The sequence below is a fragment of the Streptomyces niveiscabiei genome (genome assembly GCF_001419795.1).
GTDB lineage: Bacteria > Actinomycetota > Actinomycetes > Streptomycetales > Streptomycetaceae > Streptomyces > Streptomyces niveiscabiei.
In genome coordinates this window covers 1-18,820 of the sequence record NZ_LIRL01000151.1, presented here as the reverse complement: position 1 = coordinate 18,820, position 18,820 = coordinate 1, and the positions used below count along the sequence as shown (strand labels likewise).

Sequence of the window (18,820 nt, the reverse complement as noted above, 5' to 3'; positions counted from 1 at the left end):
GCGGTCACCGCGAGCCCCAGCGCCAGCGCCCGCCCGCGCTGCCGGGCGAGCCGCCCCAGCAGATACCCCGCGCCCCGCACCCGCACGGGCGAGAAGTGCGGCACCTCGCAGGTGGCCGGGGTGTCCGCACCGGGCGGGGAGTACGAGGAGGAGGGAGGCGGAACGCTCATGGGGATCACCACCGGCGACGAAGGGACGGCCGCCCGGCACCCCCGGCGGACCGCACAGGCCGCACATCCGGCCTGCGAGACCCACGATGACCTCTTCCGCAACCCTCCGCCGCGCCCTGTGGACAACCCCGGCCCCTGGGGAAAACCCCGTCACCCGAACGTGGCGCCGCCCTGGGAAGAACCAGGGCTGACGTTGCTAGGGCAGCACGAACCCCGGGTCCATCCCGCCCAGCGCGTCCACACACAGACACTCCCGCACATCCGACGCCGGCAGCCCCGCCACCACGTCGAACAGCACATCCCGCAGCCGCCCCACATTCGCCGAGAACACGGCGAGCACCTCCTCGTGGGACACCCCCTCACCCGTCTCCGCCCCGGCGTCCAGATCCGTGACGAGCGTCAACGACGTGTAGCAGAGCTCCAGTTCACGGGCGAGCGCCGCCTCCGGATGCCCGGTCATCCCCACGACCGACCACCCCTGGGCCCGGTGCCACAGCGATTCCGCACGCGTCGAGAACCGCGGCCCTTCGATCACGGCCAGCGTCCCGCCGTCCACGGCCTCCCAGTCCCGCCCCCGCGCGGCCTTCAGCGCGACCGCGCGCCCGGCCGGGCAGTACGGGTCGGCCAGCGAGACGTGCACGACGTTCGGCACGGTCCCGTCGGGCAGCGGCAGCCCGTCGAAGTACGTGTTCGCCCGGGACTTCGTACGGTCCACCAGCTGGTCGGGGACCAGCAGCGTCCCGGGCCCGTACTCGGGCCGCAGTCCGCCCACCGCGCACGGCCCGAGCACCTGCCGTACCCCGACGGACCTGAGCGCCCAGAGGTTGGCGCGGTAGTTGATCCGGTGGGGCGGCAGATGGTGCCCGCGCCCGTGCCGGGGCAGGAACGCGACCCGCCGGCCGGCGACCTCGCCGAGGAAGAGGGAGTCACTGGGCGCCCCGTACGGAGTGTCGACCTGTATCTCGGTGACGTCGTCGAGGAACGAGTAGAAGCCGGAGCCGCCGATCACGCCGATCTCTGCGTTCGTCATGCACGGAACAGTAGCCGCTGACGACGAAGACCCCGCCGTCGAGGGACGGCGGGGTCTTCGGAAGCGAGGTGCGTCAGGCGGCGGTGGTGCCGGCGGACGGCTTGGAGTCCGAGGCGGGCTTCGCGTCGGACGACGGCTTCGAGTCCGTGGTGGACGAAGTGGACGAGGAGGACGACGACTTGGCCGACGCGGGCGAGCTGCTCGACGACGAGCCGCGGCTGTCGTTGCGGTAGAAGCCGGAGCCCTTGAAGACGATGCCGACCGCGGAGAACACCTTCTTCAGGCGGCCGTTGCAGCTGGGGCACTCGGTCAGGGCGTCGTCGGTGAACTTCTGCACCGCCTCAAGGCCCTCGCCGCACTCGGTGCACTGGTACTGGTAGGTCGGCACTGTCTTCCTCCTGGCACTCTCACTCGATGAGTGCTAACGAGGGTCCATAGTGACGTATTCCCGGGGATCAGTCCACTGCCACCGGCACGCGGTGACCGACGCCACGTGCGACCGTCCTCCCGCGCGCGGGCGACGCGAGCCGCGAACGCAGCGCCAGGACGGTCACCAGGGCCAGCAGCGTGCCGCCCATGGGCACGAGGAACCCGGAGCCGTCCCAGAGGCGGTCCTCCAGCTGTCCGGCGACCGTGACGGCCGCCGCCTGCCCCAGCGCGACCGCACCGGTCATCCACGTGAACGCCTCCGTGCGCGCGCCCGCCGGAACCAGCTCCTCGACCAGCGTGTAACCGGTGATCAGCGCGGGCGCGATGCACACGCCGACCAGCAGCCCGAGCCCGGCGAGCAGCAGCACCGAGTGCGCGGCCCACAGCCCGGAGGCCACCAGCGCGAGCGCGCCGTACGCGACGAGCAGCCGGCGCCTCGGGGCGACCTTCCAGGCGATGGCGCCGCAGACGACGCCCGACAGCATGTTCCCGGCGGCGAACGTGCCGTACAGGACGCCGTTCAGCCCGGGTTCGCCGATCGACTCGGTGAACGCGGCCAGCGACACCTGCATGCCGCCGAAGACGGACCCGATGCCGAGGAACGCGACGATCAGCACGCGCACGCCGGGGACGCGCAGCGCGGAGGCGTGCTCCACGCGCGCGTGCCCGTGCGCGGCGACCGGCGGCTGGGTGCTCTTCTGCGCGGCGAACAGCAGCCCGCCGACCAGCGTCAGGGCGGCTTCCGTGACGAGCCCGGCGGCCGGGTGGACGGCGGTGCACAGGGCGGTCGCCAGCAGTGGGCCGACGACGAACGTCAGCTCGTCGGTGACGGACTCGAAGGCCGCCGCCGTCGGCATCAGGGGCGAGTCCTTCAGCGTCACGCCCCACCGCGCGCGCACCATGGGCCCGACCTGCGGCACCGAGGCGCCGGTGGGGACGGCCGCCGCGAAGAGCGCCCACAGGGGGGCGTCGGCCAGCGCGAGGGCGGTCAGCGTGAGGCCCGACAGGGCGTGCACGACGACGCCGGGCAGCAGGACCGCCCGCTGCCCGTACCGGTCGGCGAGACGGCCGCTGAAGGGCGAGAACAGGGCCAGGGAGACACCGGTGACGGCCGCCGCCGCGCCTGCCGCGCCGTACGAGCCGGTGGTGTGCTGGACGAGGAGCACGATGGAAATCGTGAGCATCGCGAACGGCTGGCGTGCCGCGAAGCCCGGCAGCAGGAAGGTCCACGCCCCGCGTGTGCGCAGGAGCTGCCCGTATCCGGGACGGCCTTCGGCTGACTTCTCGGTGACCGTGGATGCCACGGCCCGTGCCTTTCTGCCGCCTGGTAGCGCGCCCGGTGGGGGACGCCGAGAGCTGTCCTCTTGCGCGCTGCGGTAGATACCGTCGCCCTCTTTGAAGAGGGCGTTCCGGCCGCCATACGGTCGCGCCAGCTCTGCTTCAGACAGAGTTGGTTCGATCTAGGTCGCGTTCATCGTACAGGGGGCGGTGCCCTTCGTGGCCTGTGAGAATGAGCACCGCGAAACCTGTCGTTAACGCTTCGCCTGCGGTTCACCTCTCCCGTCCGTCCCCAGCCAGCCGGCGAGCTTGCCGCCGTGGCCCACCGCGCGCAGGCGCTTCTCGGCGGCGTCCCGCACGGGGTCGGTGGCGACGACGAGCAGCTCGTCGCCGTACCGCAGGACGGTCGTCGGGGACGGCACGAAGGAGGCGTCGTCGCGGACGACGAGGGTGACCGCCGCGCCCGCGGGCAGGCGCAGTTCGCCGACCTCGACGCCGTGCATCTTGGACCCCTCCGGGATCGCGACGGACAGAAGATGACCGCGCAGCCGCTCCAGGGGCGCCGATTCGATCCCCAGGTCGGTCGCCTCGCTGCCCTCGCCCAGGCGCAGGGTGCGGGCGAGCCAGGGGAGCGTGGGCCCCTGCACGAGCGTGTAGACGACGACCAGCACGAAGACGATGTTGAAGATCCGCTGGCTGCCGTCGACGTCGCTCACCATGGGGATCGTCGCCAGGATGATGGGCACCGCGCCGCGCAGCCCCGCCCAGGACATCAGCGTCTGCTCCTGCCAGGGCACCCGGAACGGCAGCAGGCACAGCAGGACGCTCAGCGGGCGCGCGACCATCGTCAGGACCAGTCCGATGATCAGCGCGGGCATGAAGTCGTCGCCCAGCTCGTGCGGCGTGACCAGCAGGCCGAGCAGGACGAACATGCCGATCTGGGCGATCCAGCCGAGCCCTTCGGCGAACCCGCGCGTGGCGGGCCAGTGCGGCAGCTTCGCGTTGCCGAGCACCATCGAGGCGAGGTAGACGCCGAGGAAGCCGCTGCCGTGCGCGAGCGCGCCGCCCGCGTACGCGGTGACGGCGATGGCCATGACGGCGATCGGGTAGAGGCCGGAGGCGGGCAGCGCGACGTGCCGAAGCCCCCACGCGCCCGCGAAGCCGACCGCCAGGCCGATCGCCGCGCCGATGGCCAGCTCCAGGGCTATCTCGCCGAGCAGCACGTACCAGTGCTCGACGGGGCCCGCCGTCGAGAACGCGACCACCAGGATGACGACCGGGGCGTCGTTGAACCCCGACTCGGCCTCCAGGGTGCCCGTCACGCGCGCGGGCAGCGGGATGCGGCGCAGGACGGAGAAGACCGCCGCGGCGTCCGTCGACGACACCACCGCCCCGATGATGAGCGCCTGCCGCCACTCCAGGTCGACCAGGTAGTGCGCGGCCGTCGCCGTCACCCCGACGCTCACCGCGACTCCGCCGAGCGCCAGCGCGGAGGCCGAGGGCAGCGCGGGCCCGACCTCCTTCCACTTCGTCCCCAGACCGCCCTCGGCGAGGATCACGACCAGGGCCGCGTACCCGATGACCTGGGTCATCTCGGCGTTGCTGAAGTGGATGTCACCGATGCCGTCCTGGCCCATGAGGACGCCGATCCCCAGGTAGACGAGCAGGCTGGGGAGCCCGCTGCGCGAGGAGATCCGTACGGCCGCGACAGCGACGAGCAGGACGAGCGAGCAGACGAGCAGGAGCTGGTTGAGGTGATGGACGGTCAGTGGCGGATTCCTTGTCTGGCGAGAGGGGCCGGCGGGGGCGCATGAACACATCGGACAGGACGTGCCTGCGCCGTACAGCCAACTACTTCGTTACCTTACCTAACTCTTGACGATTTCTTGACGCTCGCCGAGGTGTGGACCGGCGCCCGCGCGCCCGCGTTCCCGACTCCGAGTCAAGTGGCCTCAGGCCCTGCGCCTATGGTTGCTCCAGCGTTCATTCAAAGTCACAGCCCGACCTGCCGCTCGCGTTAGGACAGCAAGGACAGCGATGCCCCCGAATACCACCGCCACAACGGGCGACAAGCCCGGCAAGTCCGGCAGGAAAAAGGGGCGCAAAGCCCGCCTGATCGTGATCGTCCTGGTCCTGGCGGTGATCGGGGGAATCGCCTACGGCGGGTACTGGTCCGTCAGCACGGTCCGGGCCTCGTTCCCGCAGACGTCGGGCGAGATCAAGCTGGACGGGCTGTCCGGTCCGGTCGAGGTCAAGCGCGACGGCTACGGCATCCCGCAGATCTACGCCTCCTCCGACGCCGACCTGTTCATGGCGCAGGGCTACGTCCAGGCGCAGGACCGGTTCTACGAGATGGACGTACGCCGCCACATGACCTCCGGGCGCCTGTCGGAGATGTTCGGCAAGGGCCAGATCGAGAATGACGAATTCCTGCGCACCCTGGGCTGGGACCGCGTCGCCAAGCAGGAGTACGACAAGGTCCTGTCGGCCTCCACGAAGAAGTACCTCCAGGCGTACGCCAAGGGGGTCAACGCGTACCTCAAGGGCAAGTCCGGCGAGGACATCTCCCTCGAGTACGCGGCCCTGGGCTTCACCAACGACTACAAGCCGGCCGAGTGGACCCCCGTCGACTCGGTGTCCTGGCTCAAGGCGATGGCCTGGGACCTGCGCGGCAACATGAAGGACGAGATCGACCGCGCCCTCATGACCAGCCGCCTCGGCCCGCAGCAGATCGCCGACCTGTACCCGGCGTATCCGTACAGCCGCAACCAGGCGATCGTCCAGGAGGGCCAGTACGACGAGCTGACCGGCGAGTTCGGGTCGAAGAGCGACTCGGGCGACTCGGGCGGCTCGTCGTCGGGCTCCTCGGGCTCCTCGGGCTCCTCCTCGTCCGGCTCCTCCTCCGGAAGCTCCAGCGGCTCCTCCACGGGCTCGGGAAGCGGCTCGGGCTCCGGAACCTCGACCCAGGGCTCCTCGGCCCTCCAGGGCCAGCTGGCGGGCCTCAACGGGGTCCTCGACGACCTTCCCGAGGCCGTCGGCGTGAACGGCAACGGCATCGGCTCCAACTCGTGGGTCGTCGCCGGGGAGCACACGATCACCGGCAAGCCCCTCCTGGCCAACGACCCGCACCTGACGGCCTCGCTGCCCTCCGTCTGGTACCAGATGGGCCTGCACTGCCGCACCGTCTCCGCGACCTGCCAGTACGACGTCACCGGCTACACCTTCGCGGGCATGCCGGGCGTCGTCATCGGCCACAACCAGAACATCGCCTGGGGCATGACCAACTCCGGCGTCGACGTCACCGACCTCTACCTGGAGAAGATCACCGGCGACGGCTACGAGTACGACGGCAAGGTCCGCCCGTTCGTCACGCGCGAGGAGACCATCAACGTCGCGGGCTCCGAGGCCAAGAAGATCGTCGTACGGCAGACCGAGGACGGCATGCCCCTGCTGTCCGACCGCAACGACGAGCTCGTCGACGTCGGCAAGAAGGCCGGCGTCACCTCCTCGGCGCCGGACCGCGGCGACGGCTACGGCGTCGCCCTGAAGTGGACCGCCCTCGAACCCGGCACCACCATGGACGCCGTCTTCGCGATGAACAAGGCGTCCGACTGGGAGAGCTTCCGCGACGCCGCCAAGCTCTTCGACGTCCCCTCGCAGAACTTGATCTACGCCGACACCAAGAACGACATCGGCTACCAGCTGCCGGGGAAGATCCCCACGCGCGGGAAGAACCACGACGGCTCCATCCCCGCCCCCGGCTGGGACGCCAAGTACGCGTGGACGGGCTACCTGAAGTTCGACCAGCTGCCGAACGAGTACAACCCCGCGCGCGGCTACATCGTCACCGCCAACCAGGCCGTCGTCGACCCAGGCGACTACCCGTACACGCTGACCACCGACTGGGGCTACGGCACCCGCAGCCAGCGCATCACCGACCTGATCAAGCAGAAGATCGAGGGCGGCGGCAAGATCTCCACCGACGACATGCGCCAGATGCAGCTCGACAGCAGCAGCGAGATCGCCAAGCTGCTCGTACCGAGGCTCCTGAAGATCGACATCGACGACCCGGACGTCCGCGAGGCCCAGAAGCTCCTCCAGGGCTGGGACTACACCCAGGACGCCGACTCCGCCGCTGCCGCCTACTTCAACGCCGTGTGGCGCAACATCCTCAAGCTCGCCTTCGGCAACAAGCTCCCCAAGGAACTGCGCGTCGAGGGACAGTGCCTGTGGGTCGATCCGGTCAACTCCACCGGCCCTGTCGACGACACGCAGAAGGTCCGCGAGTGCGGCATGCGCGACGCCGACCAGGCGCAGCCCGACGGCGGCGACCGCTGGTTCGAGGTCGTGCGCAACCTCATCGACAAGCCCAAGAGCGACTGGTGGAAGACGCCCCGCTCCGGCACCCGTCCCGGCGCCGTGAACCGCGACGGCCTCTTCAAGCGCGCGCTGATCGACGCCCGCTGGGAGCTGACCGCCAAGCTCGGCAAGGACATGGACACCTGGAGCTGGGGCCGCCTGCACCGGCTGTTCCTGAAGAACCAGACCCTCGGCACCGAAGGCCCCGACTTCCTGCGGTACATCCTCAACCGCGGCCCCTGGAAGCTCAGCGGCGGCGAGGCCGCGGTCAACGCGACCGGCTGGAACGCGGCCGGCGGCTACGGCGTCGTCTGGGTCCCCTCGATGCGGATGGTCGTCAACCTCGACGACTTCGACAAGTCGAAGTGGATCAACCTCTCCGGCGCCTCGGGACACGCCTTCAGCGCCCACTACACCGACCAGACCGGCAAGTGGGCCAACGGCGAACTCCTCGACTGGTCCTTCACGTCGAAGTCCGTCGACGGCAGCACGAGCGACACGCTCACACTGAAGCCGTGACGCGCACGCGCGACTGACGGAAAAGGGGCCCTCCGCGCGAGGGCCCCTTTTCCGTCAATCGCCACGGCACCGTTTCATCGGTACGGATGCGTTACGACGCTACGGATACGTTACGACGCTACGGTCCCGTACCGACGTACCCCCGACGGCGTCACCACCGCGTGCACCGGCCGGTCGTGCTCCTCCGCCGGTACCCGCTCGACGACCTCGCCGTCGTACAGGAGCACCACCAGCGCCGCACCCGACCCCGCCCGCTCCAGCCGCGCCAGCACCCGGTCGTACGAGCCCCCTCCGCGCCCCAGCCGCATCCCGCGCGCGTCGACCGCGAGGCCGGGCAGCAGGACGACGTCGGCGCCCGTCACGGCGTCCGGGCCGAGCCGCTCGCCGACGGGCTCCAGGAGGGCCATCCGCCCGCCGTGCCGCACGCTCGCGAGGGAGCCCTCGCCGTCGTACGGGCCCCAGTCCAGGTCGTTGTCCGGCAGCAGCGCGGGCAGCAGGACGCGCACGCCCCGCGCGCACAGCGCGTCCAGGAGCGCGAGCGTGCCCGGCTCGCTCCCGACGGAGACGTACGCCGCCACCACGCGCGCGTGCGCCAGCTCCGGCAGCTCCAGCGCGCGTTCGGCCAGGGCGGCGGCCGATCCTCGCAGGTCATGGGGGGTCAACCCGGCGCGTACGGCGAGGAGTTGCCGCCGCAGTTCGCGCTTGCCGGACGCCGCCGGGCCGTCGGTCGGGCTCATGCATCACTCCGCACTGTCTCGAATACGCTCATATGAGCATCCGTGATCCGGTGTCACGGATTCCGCTCAAGAGCACCGGATAGGGTGACCGCCATGACTCAGTCCCACCCCAGGATCAGCAAGGCTGTCATCCCCGCGGCCGGCCTCGGAACCCGGTTCCTGCCGGCGACGAAGGCGACGCCCAAGGAGATGCTGCCGGTCGTGGACAAGCCCGCGATCCAGTACGTGGTCGAGGAGGCCGTGTCCGCCGGTCTCGACGACGTCCTCATGGTGACCGGCCGCAACAAGCGGCCCCTGGAGGACCACTTCGACCGCAACTACGAGCTCGAGTCAGCGCTCCAGAAGAAGGGCGACGCCGCCCGGCTCTCCAAGGTCCAGGAATCCAGCGACCTCGCGACCATGCACTACGTGCGCCAGGGCGACCCCAAGGGCCTGGGCCACGCGGTGCTGTGCGCGGCCCCGCACGTCGGCCAGGAGCCCTTCGCGGTCCTCCTGGGCGACGACCTGATCGACCCGCGCGACCCCCTGCTCCAGCGCATGATCGAGGTCCAGGAGCAGCACGGCGGCAGCGTCGTCGCCCTCATGGAGGTCGCCCCCGAGCAGATCCACCTCTACGGGTGCGCGGCCGTGCGGCCCACCGCCGACGCCGACGTCGTCGAGGTGACCGGCCTCGTCGAGAAGCCGGAGCCCGCGGACGCCCCGTCCAACTACGCGATCATCGGCCGCTACGTCCTCGACCCGGCCGTCTTCGGCATCCTGCGCACCACCGCACCCGGGCGCGGGGGCGAGATCCAGCTCACCGACGCCCTCCAGCAGCTCGCCCAGGACGAGACCGCCGGCGGCCCCGTGCACGGCGTCGTCTTCAAGGGCCGCCGCTATGACACCGGCGACCGCGGCGACTACCTGCGTGCCATTGTCAGACTCGCGTGCGAACGTGAAGACCTGGGACCGGACTTCCGGACCTGGCTCCACCGTTACGTCACCGAGGAGTTGCAGCCGCGTTGAGCACCGCCGCACCGCGCCCCGCCGCCCAGGACCGCACCTGGTCCGTGGACGAGCACCTTGAGGACGTCCTCGCGACCGTCCGCCCCCTCGAACCCATCGAGCTGCAACTCCTCGACGCCCAGGGCTGCGTCCTCGTCGAGGACGTCACGGTCGCGGTCTCCCTGCCGCCGTTCGACAACAGCTCCATGGACGGGTACGCGGTCCGGGTCGCGGACGTCGCGGGCGCGAGCCAGGAGTTCCCGGCCGCCCTGGAGGTCGTCGGGGACGTCGCGGCGGGAGCGCAGGCGGCCCTCCTGCACGTGGGCCCCGGCCAGGCCGCCCGCATCATGACCGGCGCCCCCCTGCCGCCCGGCGCCGAGACCGTCGTCCCCGTCGAGTGGACCGACGGCGGGCTCGGCGAGGGCCCGGTCGGCTCCATGCGCGCACACAGCCTCGCCCCGGAGGGCGCCTACGGGCAGGTACGCGTGTACCGGCCCGCCGAGGCCCGCGCGCACGTACGCGCGCAGGGCAGCGACGTCCGCGCGGGCGACCGCGCGCTGAGCGCCGGTACGGTCCTCGGGCCGCCCCAGATCGCCCTGCTCGCCGCGATCGGCCGGGGCACCGTCCGCGTACGCCCGCGCCCGCGCGTGGTCGTCCTGTCCACCGGCAGCGAACTGATCCAGCCCGGCGAGCAGCTGGCCGACGGGCAGATCTTCGACTCCAACAGCTTCGCCCTCACCGCCGCCGCCCGCGACGCCGGAGCGATCGCCTACCGCGTGGGCGCGGTCGCCGACGACCCCGAGACGCTGCGCTCCACCATCGAGGACCAACTCGTGCGCGCCGACCTGCTGGTGACCACCGGCGGCGTCAGCGTCGGCGCGTACGACGTCGTCAAGGAGGCGCTGTCGTCCGTCGCCGACGAGGACGAGGCGGGCGCGGGCGTCGACTTCCGCACGCTCGCCATGCAGCCCGGCAAGCCCCAGGGCTTCGGCACGGTCGGCCCCGACCACACGCCCCTGCTGGCGCTGCCCGGCAACCCGGTCTCGTCGTACGTGTCCTTCGAGCTGTTCGTCCGGCCCGCCATCCGCGCGCTGATGGGCCTCACGGACCTCCACCGGCCCACCACGCGCGCGCGGCTCACCGCCGACAAGCCCCTCACGTCCCCGGCGGGCCGCCGCCAGTACCTGCGCGCCACCTGCGCCGACGGCACCGTCAGCCCCGTCGGCGGCGCAGGCTCCCACCTGGTCGCCGCCCTCGCGCACGCGGACGCGCTGATCGTCGTCCCCGAGGACGTCGACCACGTCGAGCCGGGCACCGCCGTCGAGGTCGTCGTCCTCGGCTGAGGCGCCCGCCCGCAGGACGGTCCCGTTCCGTCGTCCCCGCCGGCCGGGGAGTACCGTGTCGCGCACAACAGGCCCGGACCGGGAGCGCCACACAGCATGAGCACGCAGGACCGACTGACGCATATCGACGAGGCGGGCGCCGCCCGGATGGTCGACGTGACCGGCAAGGACGTGACGGCCCGCACCGCGCGCGCGTCCGGCCGCGTCCTCGTCTCCCCGCGCGTGGTCGAGCTGCTGCGCGGCGAGGGCGTCCCCAAGGGCGACGCGCTCGCCGTGGCACGCATCGCGGGCATCATGGGGGCCAAGCGCACCCCGGACCTCATCCCGCTGTGCCACCCGCTGTCGCTGTCCGGTGTGACACTGGACCTGTCGGTCGCGGACGACGCCGTGGAGATCCTCGCCACGGTCCGCACGGCGGACCGCACGGGCGTCGAGATGGAGGCCCTCACCGCGGTCTGTGTCGCCGCGCTCACCGTGATCGACATGGTCAAGGCGGTCGACAAGGGAGCGGTCATCACGGACGTGCGGGTGGAGGAGAAGACGGGCGGCAAGTCCGGCGACTGGAGCAGGACATGACACTCGACCCGTCCGTCGCAGGCGCGCTGCCCGCGCCGTACTCCGCGCTGGTCGTGACGGCCTCCAACCGGGCCTCCGCGGGCGTCTACGAGGACAAGGGCGGCCCGCTGGTCGCCGAGGGCCTGCGCGCCCTCGGATTCGCCGTGGACGGCCCCCAGATCGTCCCCGACGGCGACCCCGTGGAGACGGCCCTGCGCGCGGGCGTGGACGCCGGGTACGACGTCATCGTCACCACCGGCGGCACCGGCGTCTCGCCCACCGACCGCACCCCCGAGGCGACCCGCGCGGTCCTCGACCGCGAGATCCCCGGCATCGCCGAGGCCATCCGCGCGTACGGCCGCGACAAGGTCCCCACCGCGGCGCTCTCCCGCGGCCTCGCCGGCCTCGCGCGCGACACGCTCGTCGTCAACCTGCCGGGCTCCACCGGCGGGGTGAAGGACGGGCTGGCCGTCCTGGAACCCCTCCTGGTCCACGCCGTCGACCAGATCCGCGGCGGCGACCATCCCAGAGCCGGGGGTGCGAGCTGAACACCCCATCCTGGCCCGCGCGGCTGGTGGACGGCGACATCGTCCTGCGGCCGATAAAGGTCCGCGACCAGAGCGCCTGGCGCGAGGTCAACCGGCGCAACCGCGACTGGCTGCGCCCCTGGGAGGCGACGATCCCGCCGCCCGCGCCGAACGGCCCTCTCGCGCACCGGCCGACCTACCGGCAGATGGTCCGCCACCTGCGCTCCGAGGCGAACGCGGGCCGCATGCTGCCGTTCGTCATCGAGTACCAGGGGCGCCTCGTCGGCCAGTTGACGGTCGCCGGCATCACCTGGGGCTCCATGTGCTCCGGGCACGTCGGGTACTGGGTCGACGAGACGGTGGCCGGGCGTGGCGTCATGCCGACGTCCGTCGCGCTCGTCGTCGACCACTGTTTCCGCACCGTGGGACTGCACCGCATCGAGGTCTGCATTCGCCCCGAGAACGGCCCGAGCCGCCGCGTGGTGGAGAAACTCGGATTCCGGGAGGAGGGCCTCAGGCCCCGTTATCTGCACATCGACGGCGCCTGGCGCGACCACCTCGTGTTCGCACTCACCGCCGAGGAAGTACCCGAAGGGCTCCTGAACCGCTGGCGCCGCTCGTACGACCGGCACCGCGCGCCGGGCAATCCCACCGGACCGGGAAATTGAATATGTGTTCGAAAATGATCGGCCGATGACCGTCTCAAAACGCTGAAGTTCCGGTCCGATGCGGTCTGCTGATCGCATCGGTCACAAAAAAAGCTCGAAATATCAGCCAGATCGTGCGACACACCGGCCCAATTGGCGGATGGCCTCAACCAAATCCCTCTACGGTGTGAGGCGTGAGCAGCAGCGGCCTCATCTACGCAGTCATTGTCGGGGCCTGGGCCGCCTACTTGGTGCCGATGTGGCTCCGTAGGCAGGACGAGCTGAACGAGGCCCGTCCGACGGAACGCTTCAGCACAGCCATCCGGTTGCTGTCCGGCCGGGCGGGGATGGAGCGCCGGTACGCCCGGGACCTGAGGGCCCGCTCCGCCGAGGCGGGGGAGCCCGACGACGACGCCCTGGACGTCGCCACCGAACCGGTGGACGTCCGGGCCTTCGCCATGCCTCCGGGGCGCCCGCAGGGGCACTCGGCGCATCCCGCGCATTCCGTGCACGACGCCGATGGCGCGCACGCGCGCGAGGCGCACCCCGGGCGGGAGAACCCGGCGCGGGACGCGGGCGCCGGACGCGAGGTGAGCGCTGCGCGCGAGGCGCATCCCGCGCGTGAGGCGAACGTTTCGCGGGATGTCCGGGACGCGCGGGATGCCCGAGACTCCCGGGACGTGCGGGACGCCCGTGAAGGGTACGCCGCTCCCGCCCAGCAGCGCGTGTCCGGCGCCCGGCGCACGCCCCCCGCGCGCGCCACCGGCCAGACGGCCGAGCGGGCCCAGCGTTCGAAGGCACTCGCGCGCCGCCGCCGCACCACGGTCCTGCTCTTCCTCGCCTTCACCCTGGGCGCGGTCATCGCCGCCGTCGGGGGACTCGCGTTCCTGTGGGCGCCCGGTGTGCCCGCCGTCCTGCTCAGCGCGTACATCGCCTACCTGCGCTCCCAGGAGCGCCGCCGCTTCGCCGTCCAGATGGACCGCCAGCGCGCGGAGGTTGCCGCCCAGCGCCTCAAGGAGCGCGTCCGCCAGCCGCACCGCCGCTCGTCCGCGTCGGTGTCCACGGAGGCGTTCGACGTCCCCGCAGAGGAGCCCGAACCGGTGGCCGAGCCCGAGGACCCCGGCCTGCTCGCCCTGGCCGCCGACCGCCGCGCGCTCGTCGAGCAGACCGACCACGCCGAGTGGGTCGACCAGCAGCGCGAACGCCAGCGCCGCCCCGACCACGGTGACAGCTGGGACCCCGTCCCGGTGCCCCTGCCGACGTACGTCACCGCTCCCGTCGCCCCGCGCGCGACGTCCGACGTCGACCTCGGCGCCCCGGACACCTGGAGCTCCGCCCGCTCCAGCGCGGTCGCCCCGGACCACGAGGCGCAGGACGGGACGGCTCCCCCGGAGTCCCCGGCCGACGACGACTCCGCGCGCGCGGACGGCGACGAACGCTCCGACGCCCGCCGCGCCGCCTCGGCCCGCCGCTCCCGCGAACGCGGGCGCACGCCACTGTTCGACCAGTACGAGGACGGCGAGCGCCCGCGCGCGGCCAACGAATGACCGTCCACCCCGTGACCTGCGACCGGGCCGCCGGCTCCCCCCGGGGGACGGATTTCCGAGCAGGGCGATGAGGGTGCTAGAGTTTCACTCGTTGCAAGGGCCTGTGGCGCAGTCCGGTAGCGCACCTCGTTCGCATCGAGGGGGCCAGGGGTTCAAATCCCCTCAGGTCCACCCGCAACAACTGCTCGCTATGCGAGAGCGGTTGAGAAGACCCCATCCAGTCGGATGGGGTCTTCTGTTTTACCCGGAGGCTCCCGGCTGACAGGGCGTCCGGGACAGAGCGCCGGAGACCGGGGCCGTACCGGGGGTCTCGTCGCCGTCGGCGTGACGCAGGACCCAGTCGTCGAGGTCCGCAGCGGCCTCCAGGGGCTCCTGGAGGACGTAGGACGGGAGTTGGGGCGCCCGGGGTGTGTCGGGGGCTTCAGGGCGGCGTAGTTGGTCGTGGAGGGCCGCCTCGGCGAGGGCGAAGCGGACGCGGGCGGCGCGGGGCGAGAGACCCAGGGCCGCGCCGATGGCGTCCCAGCCCGCGCCCGCGAGGCGCTCGTGGACGACCGCGGCCTCCAGGAGGTGACGGGCGGCGGCGAGGATGCCGGCGGCCTCTGCCAGGAGGGCCCCGTCGCCGTCCCCGGCGATCGGGACGGCCCCGCGCGCGAGATCGGACAGGGCGCACGCCTGGTACGAGACGACGAGCCGCGCGCGGAGCACCGTCGGAATGTCGTCGGCCACCGGATCGGCTCCCTTCACCCACGCAGGAAGTACAGGACGGTCATCGCCGCCGCCGTCGCCAGGACGGTGCCCCGGAGCAGCCGGGACGGCATACGGCGTCCCAGATGCGCCCCGGCGAAGCCGCCGATCACCGCGCCCGCGAGGAGGGCCGTCAGATGGCGCGGGGCGCTCAGCGCGTCGGAGGCGGCGAGGAACAGGACCGTCGCGCTCAGATAGACGGCCGTCACCTGCGCCGTACGCATCGGATTGCCGGTCGCCGCGTCGAGACCCGTACCGACGCTCCACAGGGCCATCATCATGATGCCTACGGCTCCGCCGAAGTATCCGCCGTACACACCGAGCAGGAACTGGCCCGTCAGCAGGGCGGGCGGGGACAGCAGGGTCGCGCGCCCGCGCGAGGCGGCGAGGGATCGGGAGAGGCGGGGGCCGCAGGCCAGGGTCACCGTCGCGAAGGCCAGCAGCCAGGGCACCGCCGCGTCGAAAGACGAGGCCGGGAGCGCCAGCAGGAGGCCCGCGCCGGCCAGGCCGCCGACGACGCCGGCCGCCGTCAGCGCCCGCGTGGAGACCCCCTTGACCTGCTCGATCTCCCGCCGGTACACCCACGCGCTCGCCACCGAGCCGGGCACGAGCGCGACCCGGGACACCGCGTTCGCGGTGACCGGCGGCACGCCGAGGGCGACGAGGGAGGGCAGCGCGACGAACGTACCGCCACCCCCTATGGCGTTCAGGGCACCGGAGGCGACACCGGCCAGCAGGACGAGCAGCAACTCGGACACCCGACGAGCATCCCCGCACGACCGGCACGCCCACAATGCGCGATCGGCTCATCCTGCCTCAGGCACAGCCATAGGCTGACGCGCGTGCGCTACGACCTGGACGACCTGCGGCTCTTCCTCCACACCGTGACGGAGGGGTCGATCACCGGCGGCGCCCGGCGGATGCACCTGAGCCTCCCGTCGGCCAGCGCGCGCGTACGCGCGCTGGAGCGGCAGGCCGGTGTGCCGCTCCTGGTGCGCGGGCGGCGCGGCGTACGGCCCACCCCGGCGGGTACGACGCTCGCCCGGCACGCGCGCGACGTCCTCGACCGGACCGCGCGCCTGGAGAGCGCCGTCGCCAGCTACAGCCGCTCACCCGCGGCCCCGCTGGTCCTGCTGGGCGGCGGCTCGGCCATGCACCGGCTCGTGCCGCGCGCCCTGGTGACGTTCCTGCGCGCGCACCCGGACGTCGACGTCACGGTCTGCGAGAGCCCCACACCGGGGACCGTGCGCCGGCTCGCCGACGGGCAGGCGGACCTGGGGGTCGTCCTGGACGCCGAGGCCCGCGACTGCGGGCTGCGGACCGAACCGCTGGGCGACGACTCCCTCGTCGTGATCGGCCAGGCCGGAGGGATCCTCTCCGGGCGCACGGCCCTGTCGTACGGCGAGGTCGCCGAGCATCCGCTCGTCGGGCTCGACGAGAGTTCGTCGCTGCGCCGCTGGATCGAACGGCGCCTCGGGGAGCGCGCGCCGGTGGTGCGGTACCGGACGACCGTCGCGAGCCTGAACGTCCAGGTCGCGCTTGCCGCGGGCGGCGTCGGCCTCGCGGTCGTCCCGCGCCGGGCCCTCGATCCGGGCCGGCCGCTGGACGTGTGCGAACTCCAGGACCCCTGGGCCCGGCGGCACCACTTGCTGGCCTGGGGCGTCAAGGACGGGCCGCAGGCGGCCGTCACGGCCCTCGCGGATCACTTGAGGCGCGCGGCTCTGGCGGAGCCGTCCGCGGGGGCTCAGACGGCCGCTGAGGGCGTCTGACGGGGTTGTGGACGGGCTCGGGCTCGGCTCGCCGGGCGTCTGTGCCGGTCCCGCCCGGGTTCCGCCCCCCGGCTTGCGAGGGCGTCCGGGCGCTGTGGGCGGCGGCTTGTGACGCCGGAGTGTTCCGCCGCACCTGTGAGGGCATCCGCTCGGGCCTTTCCGGGGCGGCCCGGCCCCTGCCCCGGCCTGTCACGGCTTCTGGTCCGACCGTGTGGCCAGCGCCGTCGTCGACGCGGCGACCGCGAGCAGCGCGCATGCGGCGGTGGCCGCGCCGAGTGCCGCCCAGGGCGGGGACAGGGCCGGCGGGGCGGAGAGCAGGCCCAGGGCGGCGCTCATCCCGGAGAGGTCGACGAGGGTCACCAGGAGGCCGAGGAACGCCCCCGCGATGACGACGACCAGGGCCTCCAGGGCGGTGAGGCGCAGGAGTTGGGCGCGCGTCGCGCCGGCCAGCCGCAGGGACCTCAGCTCGCGGCCCCGGTCGGAGGCGGCCATCAACAGGGTGTTGACCAGAGCGACGGCCGTGTAGAGCACGGCGATCCCCAGGACGAGGAAGACCCCCACGCGCGCGGCACGGTTCGGTGCCGGGCGTTGGGTCGTCACCCACTGCTCCCGGGTGAGCAGCCGTACGCCGTCCACCGCGCGCAGCGCCGACTCCACCGCCGTACGGTCGGCTCCCGCGCGCACGCGTACGTCGACGCGGTCGGCCCTCGCCCCGGGGGCGTTCGCCGGGGTGACGTACGCGCCGCCCGCGCCCGTGCCGATGGCCAGGACGGCGGCGATCCGCAGGGTCCTGGGCGTGCCGTCCGCGAGCCAGACGCGGACCTCGTCGCCGACCCGGTGGCGGGCCCACTCCTCGGTGACGACGATCGAGCGGTCGTCGAGGTCGGTGATCCTTCCCGCGGTCACCGGCAGGCGCGCGGTGGCGGACAGCAGGGCCGGATCGACTGCGCGGGCCTCGGACTTCACCAGGGCGACGCCGTCCTCCAGGGTGTGCAGGACGGTGGGGGAGGAGGCGGACACGTCGGCTCCCGGGACGGCCCTCAGGCGCGCGGCCGACGCGGGGTCCGAGGGCAGGGCCACGAAGTCGGCGGCCGTCTGCTGGCGCGCCTCCCGCGCGCGGGCCTCCGCGAGGGTCGCGGGCGCGCCCAGGAGGGAACCCGACAAGGCGACGGTGACCAGGACGGGCGCCGCGAGGGAGGCGGTGCGGCGCAGCGCGGCGGACGCGTTCTCGCGCGCGAGGAGGCCCACAGCGCCCCGGAAGCGGGTCGCAGGCCAGGAGAGCAGCCGGACCAGCGGGCGGATCAGCGCGGGGGACAGCAGGGCCACCGCCGTGATCAGCAGCATGGGGCGGCTGATGTACGTCTTGCGGTGCAGCAGGTCGCCGGGATCGGCCACCAGCGCGTACGCGAGGGTCGCGACCGCCGTCAGCAGAAGGGCCGCCCCGCAGAGCCGGCGGCCCCTCGGCAGGGTGTCCGTGTCGACGGACGCCTCGCGCAGGGCCTGCGACGGGGCGGTGCGGCCCGCGCGCCAGGACGCGGCGACGGCACCGCTCAGGGCGACCGTCAGGCCCGTCCAGAACGCCGCGTGGTACGGCCAGGCCCGCCCTCCCACGGCGAACCGGTCGGGGGCGAGACCGGCGTCGACCACCAGGGCGCCCGCGTACGGTGCCGCGTACGCGCCGAGCGCGCAGCCCGCCGCCGACGCCAGGACGCCGATCAGCAGGGCCTCGGCGAGGACCGTCCGCCGGACCTGGCCCGGCGTCGCGCCCGCCATGCGCAACAGGCCGAACTCACGGCGGCGTTGGGCCACCGTGAAGGCGAACGTCGAGGCTACGACGAAGACCGACACGAACGCCGTGACGCCGCCCGCCGTCCCGAACAGGGCGTTCAGGCCGGTCAGTTGCTCCGCCTGACGGCCGGCGCCCGGGTCGGCTTCGGCGCGGGCGGCGCCGGTCAGGACCTGGACGTCCGTACCCGCGAGCGCGGCGCGTACGGCTGCCGCGTCGGCCTCGACGACCGCCTGGACGGTCCGCGGGGAGAGGGCGGCTGCCTGGGCGCCGGTGAAGAAGACCGCGCGTTCGAAACCGAGGTCCTCCGCGATGCCGACGACCCTGAACGAGTCGTGGGGTGTGCGGAGTCGGGAGTCCAGGGTGGTCCAGTTCCCGGTTGCCACGACGTCGTGG

General features: G+C 72.7%; 16 protein-coding genes and 1 tRNA gene. 9 read left to right on the top strand and 8 right to left on the bottom strand.

What is annotated here, in order from left to right; all coding sequences use genetic code 11:
* Positions 1-366: 366 nt before the first annotated feature.
* The 4 genes from AOK24_RS08170 to AOK24_RS08155 all read right to left on the bottom strand — a co-directional run bounded on the left by AOK24_RS08170 (position 367) and on the right by AOK24_RS08155 (position 4,727).
* Positions 367-1,200, bottom strand: a complete 834-nt coding sequence (locus AOK24_RS08170) for an S-methyl-5'-thioadenosine phosphorylase (RefSeq protein WP_055719376.1) — start codon at positions 1,198-1,200, stop codon at positions 367-369.
* 73 nt (positions 1,201-1,273) lie between these two features.
* Positions 1,274-1,588, bottom strand: a complete 315-nt coding sequence (locus AOK24_RS08165) for an FmdB family zinc ribbon protein (protein WP_055719375.1) — start codon at positions 1,586-1,588, stop codon at positions 1,274-1,276.
* Positions 1,589-1,655: 67 nt separating this feature from the next.
* Positions 1,656-2,933 carry an MFS transporter gene (locus AOK24_RS08160; RefSeq protein ID WP_055719374.1) on the bottom strand — a complete coding sequence of 426 codons (1,278 nt, stop codon included), beginning with the start codon at positions 2,931-2,933 and terminating at the stop codon, positions 1,656-1,658.
* Between the two features lie 228 nt (positions 2,934-3,161).
* Entirely contained in the window at positions 3,162-4,727 is a 1,566-nt protein-coding gene (locus AOK24_RS08155; protein WP_055719373.1) for a potassium/proton antiporter, read from the bottom strand.
* Between the two features lie 217 nt (positions 4,728-4,944).
* Here AOK24_RS08155 and AOK24_RS08150 point away from each other — a divergent pair, with 217 nt between their 5' ends.
* Complete coding sequence (locus AOK24_RS08150; protein WP_055719372.1) at positions 4,945-7,785, top strand: penicillin acylase family protein; 2,841 nt, start codon at positions 4,945-4,947, stop codon at positions 7,783-7,785.
* Between the two features lie 110 nt (positions 7,786-7,895).
* On the opposite strand, the gene AOK24_RS08145 is transcribed toward AOK24_RS08150, so the two are convergent.
* On the bottom strand, positions 7,896-8,522 hold the full coding sequence (locus AOK24_RS08145) for a 5-formyltetrahydrofolate cyclo-ligase (RefSeq protein WP_055719371.1): 627 nt from the start codon (positions 8,520-8,522) through the stop codon (positions 7,896-7,898).
* 93 nt (positions 8,523-8,615) lie between these two features.
* On the opposite strand from AOK24_RS08145, the gene galU reads away from it, so the two are divergent.
* The 7 genes from galU (at position 8,616) to AOK24_RS08110 (ending at position 14,296) form a co-directional block, all read left to right on the top strand.
* Complete coding sequence (galU, locus tag AOK24_RS08140) at positions 8,616-9,527, top strand: UTP--glucose-1-phosphate uridylyltransferase GalU (RefSeq protein ID WP_055719377.1); 912 nt, start codon at positions 8,616-8,618, stop codon at positions 9,525-9,527.
* Positions 9,524-10,849 (top strand): molybdotransferase-like divisome protein Glp, encoded by a 1,326-nt coding sequence (gene glp, locus AOK24_RS08135; RefSeq protein ID WP_055719370.1) that lies wholly within the window; start codon positions 9,524-9,526, stop codon positions 10,847-10,849. The genes galU and glp overlap by 4 nt, the downstream gene beginning before the upstream one ends.
* Positions 10,850-10,945: 96 nt before the next feature.
* Positions 10,946-11,425: a cyclic pyranopterin monophosphate synthase MoaC gene (moaC, locus tag AOK24_RS08130; protein WP_055719369.1), complete on the top strand. Its 480-nt coding sequence runs from the start codon at positions 10,946-10,948 to the stop codon at positions 11,423-11,425.
* Positions 11,422-11,952, top strand: a complete 531-nt coding sequence (locus tag AOK24_RS08125) for a MogA/MoaB family molybdenum cofactor biosynthesis protein (protein WP_055719368.1) — start codon at positions 11,422-11,424, stop codon at positions 11,950-11,952. The genes moaC and AOK24_RS08125 overlap by 4 nt, the downstream gene beginning before the upstream one ends.
* A gap of 26 nt (positions 11,953-11,978) precedes the next feature.
* Positions 11,979-12,599: a GNAT family N-acetyltransferase gene (locus tag AOK24_RS08120; protein WP_055719367.1), complete on the top strand. Its 621-nt coding sequence runs from the start codon at positions 11,979-11,981 to the stop codon at positions 12,597-12,599.
* Between the two features lie 173 nt (positions 12,600-12,772).
* Positions 12,773-14,125, top strand: coding sequence for a divisome protein SepX/GlpR (sepX, locus tag AOK24_RS08115; RefSeq protein WP_055719366.1), 1,353 nt, complete (start codon positions 12,773-12,775; stop codon positions 14,123-14,125).
* A gap of 97 nt (positions 14,126-14,222) precedes the next feature.
* Positions 14,223-14,296: transfer RNA gene (locus tag AOK24_RS08110), tRNA-Ala, on the top strand.
* A gap of 69 nt (positions 14,297-14,365) precedes the next feature.
* Here the strand turns inward: AOK24_RS08110 and AOK24_RS08105 are convergent.
* Together AOK24_RS08105 and AOK24_RS08100 are read right to left on the bottom strand one after the other, a co-directional pair.
* Positions 14,366-14,851 carry a hypothetical protein gene (locus AOK24_RS08105; protein ID WP_240553732.1) on the bottom strand — a complete coding sequence of 162 codons (486 nt, stop codon included), beginning with the start codon at positions 14,849-14,851 and terminating at the stop codon, positions 14,366-14,368.
* Between the two features lie 14 nt (positions 14,852-14,865).
* Positions 14,866-15,627: a sulfite exporter TauE/SafE family protein gene (locus AOK24_RS08100; protein WP_055719364.1), complete on the bottom strand. Its 762-nt coding sequence runs from the start codon at positions 15,625-15,627 to the stop codon at positions 14,866-14,868.
* 84 nt (positions 15,628-15,711) lie between these two features.
* On the opposite strand from AOK24_RS08100, the gene AOK24_RS08095 reads away from it, so the two are divergent.
* Complete coding sequence (locus AOK24_RS08095) at positions 15,712-16,638, top strand: LysR family transcriptional regulator (RefSeq protein WP_055719363.1); 927 nt, start codon at positions 15,712-15,714, stop codon at positions 16,636-16,638.
* Positions 16,639-16,827: 189 nt separating this feature from the next.
* Here the strand turns inward: AOK24_RS08095 and AOK24_RS08090 are convergent.
* Positions 16,828-18,820: FtsX-like permease family protein (locus tag AOK24_RS08090; protein ID WP_055719362.1), on the bottom strand; the 1,993-nt coding region annotated here is incomplete at its 5' end.

What these genes read in the sequence shown, in the direction of transcription:
- AOK24_RS08155 (WP_055719373.1), bottom strand. Translation starts at nt 4,727, where the DNA reads ATGTGTTCATGCGCCCCCGCCGGCCCCTCTCGCCAGACAAGGAATCCG.
- AOK24_RS08150 (WP_055719372.1), top strand. Translation starts at nt 4,945, where the DNA reads ATGCCCCCGAATACCACCGCCACAACGGGCGACAAGCCCGGCAAGTCC.
- moaC (WP_055719369.1), top strand. Translation starts at nt 10,946, where the DNA reads ATGAGCACGCAGGACCGACTGACGCATATCGACGAGGCGGGCGCCGCC.
- galU (WP_055719377.1), top strand. Translation starts at nt 8,616, where the DNA reads ATGACTCAGTCCCACCCCAGGATCAGCAAGGCTGTCATCCCCGCGGCC.
- AOK24_RS08125 (WP_055719368.1), top strand. Translation starts at nt 11,422, where the DNA reads ATGACACTCGACCCGTCCGTCGCAGGCGCGCTGCCCGCGCCGTACTCC.
- AOK24_RS08170 (WP_055719376.1), bottom strand. Translation starts at nt 1,200, where the DNA reads ATGACGAACGCAGAGATCGGCGTGATCGGCGGCTCCGGCTTCTACTCG.
- AOK24_RS08145 (WP_055719371.1), bottom strand. Translation starts at nt 8,522, where the DNA reads ATGAGCCCGACCGACGGCCCGGCGGCGTCCGGCAAGCGCGAACTGCGG.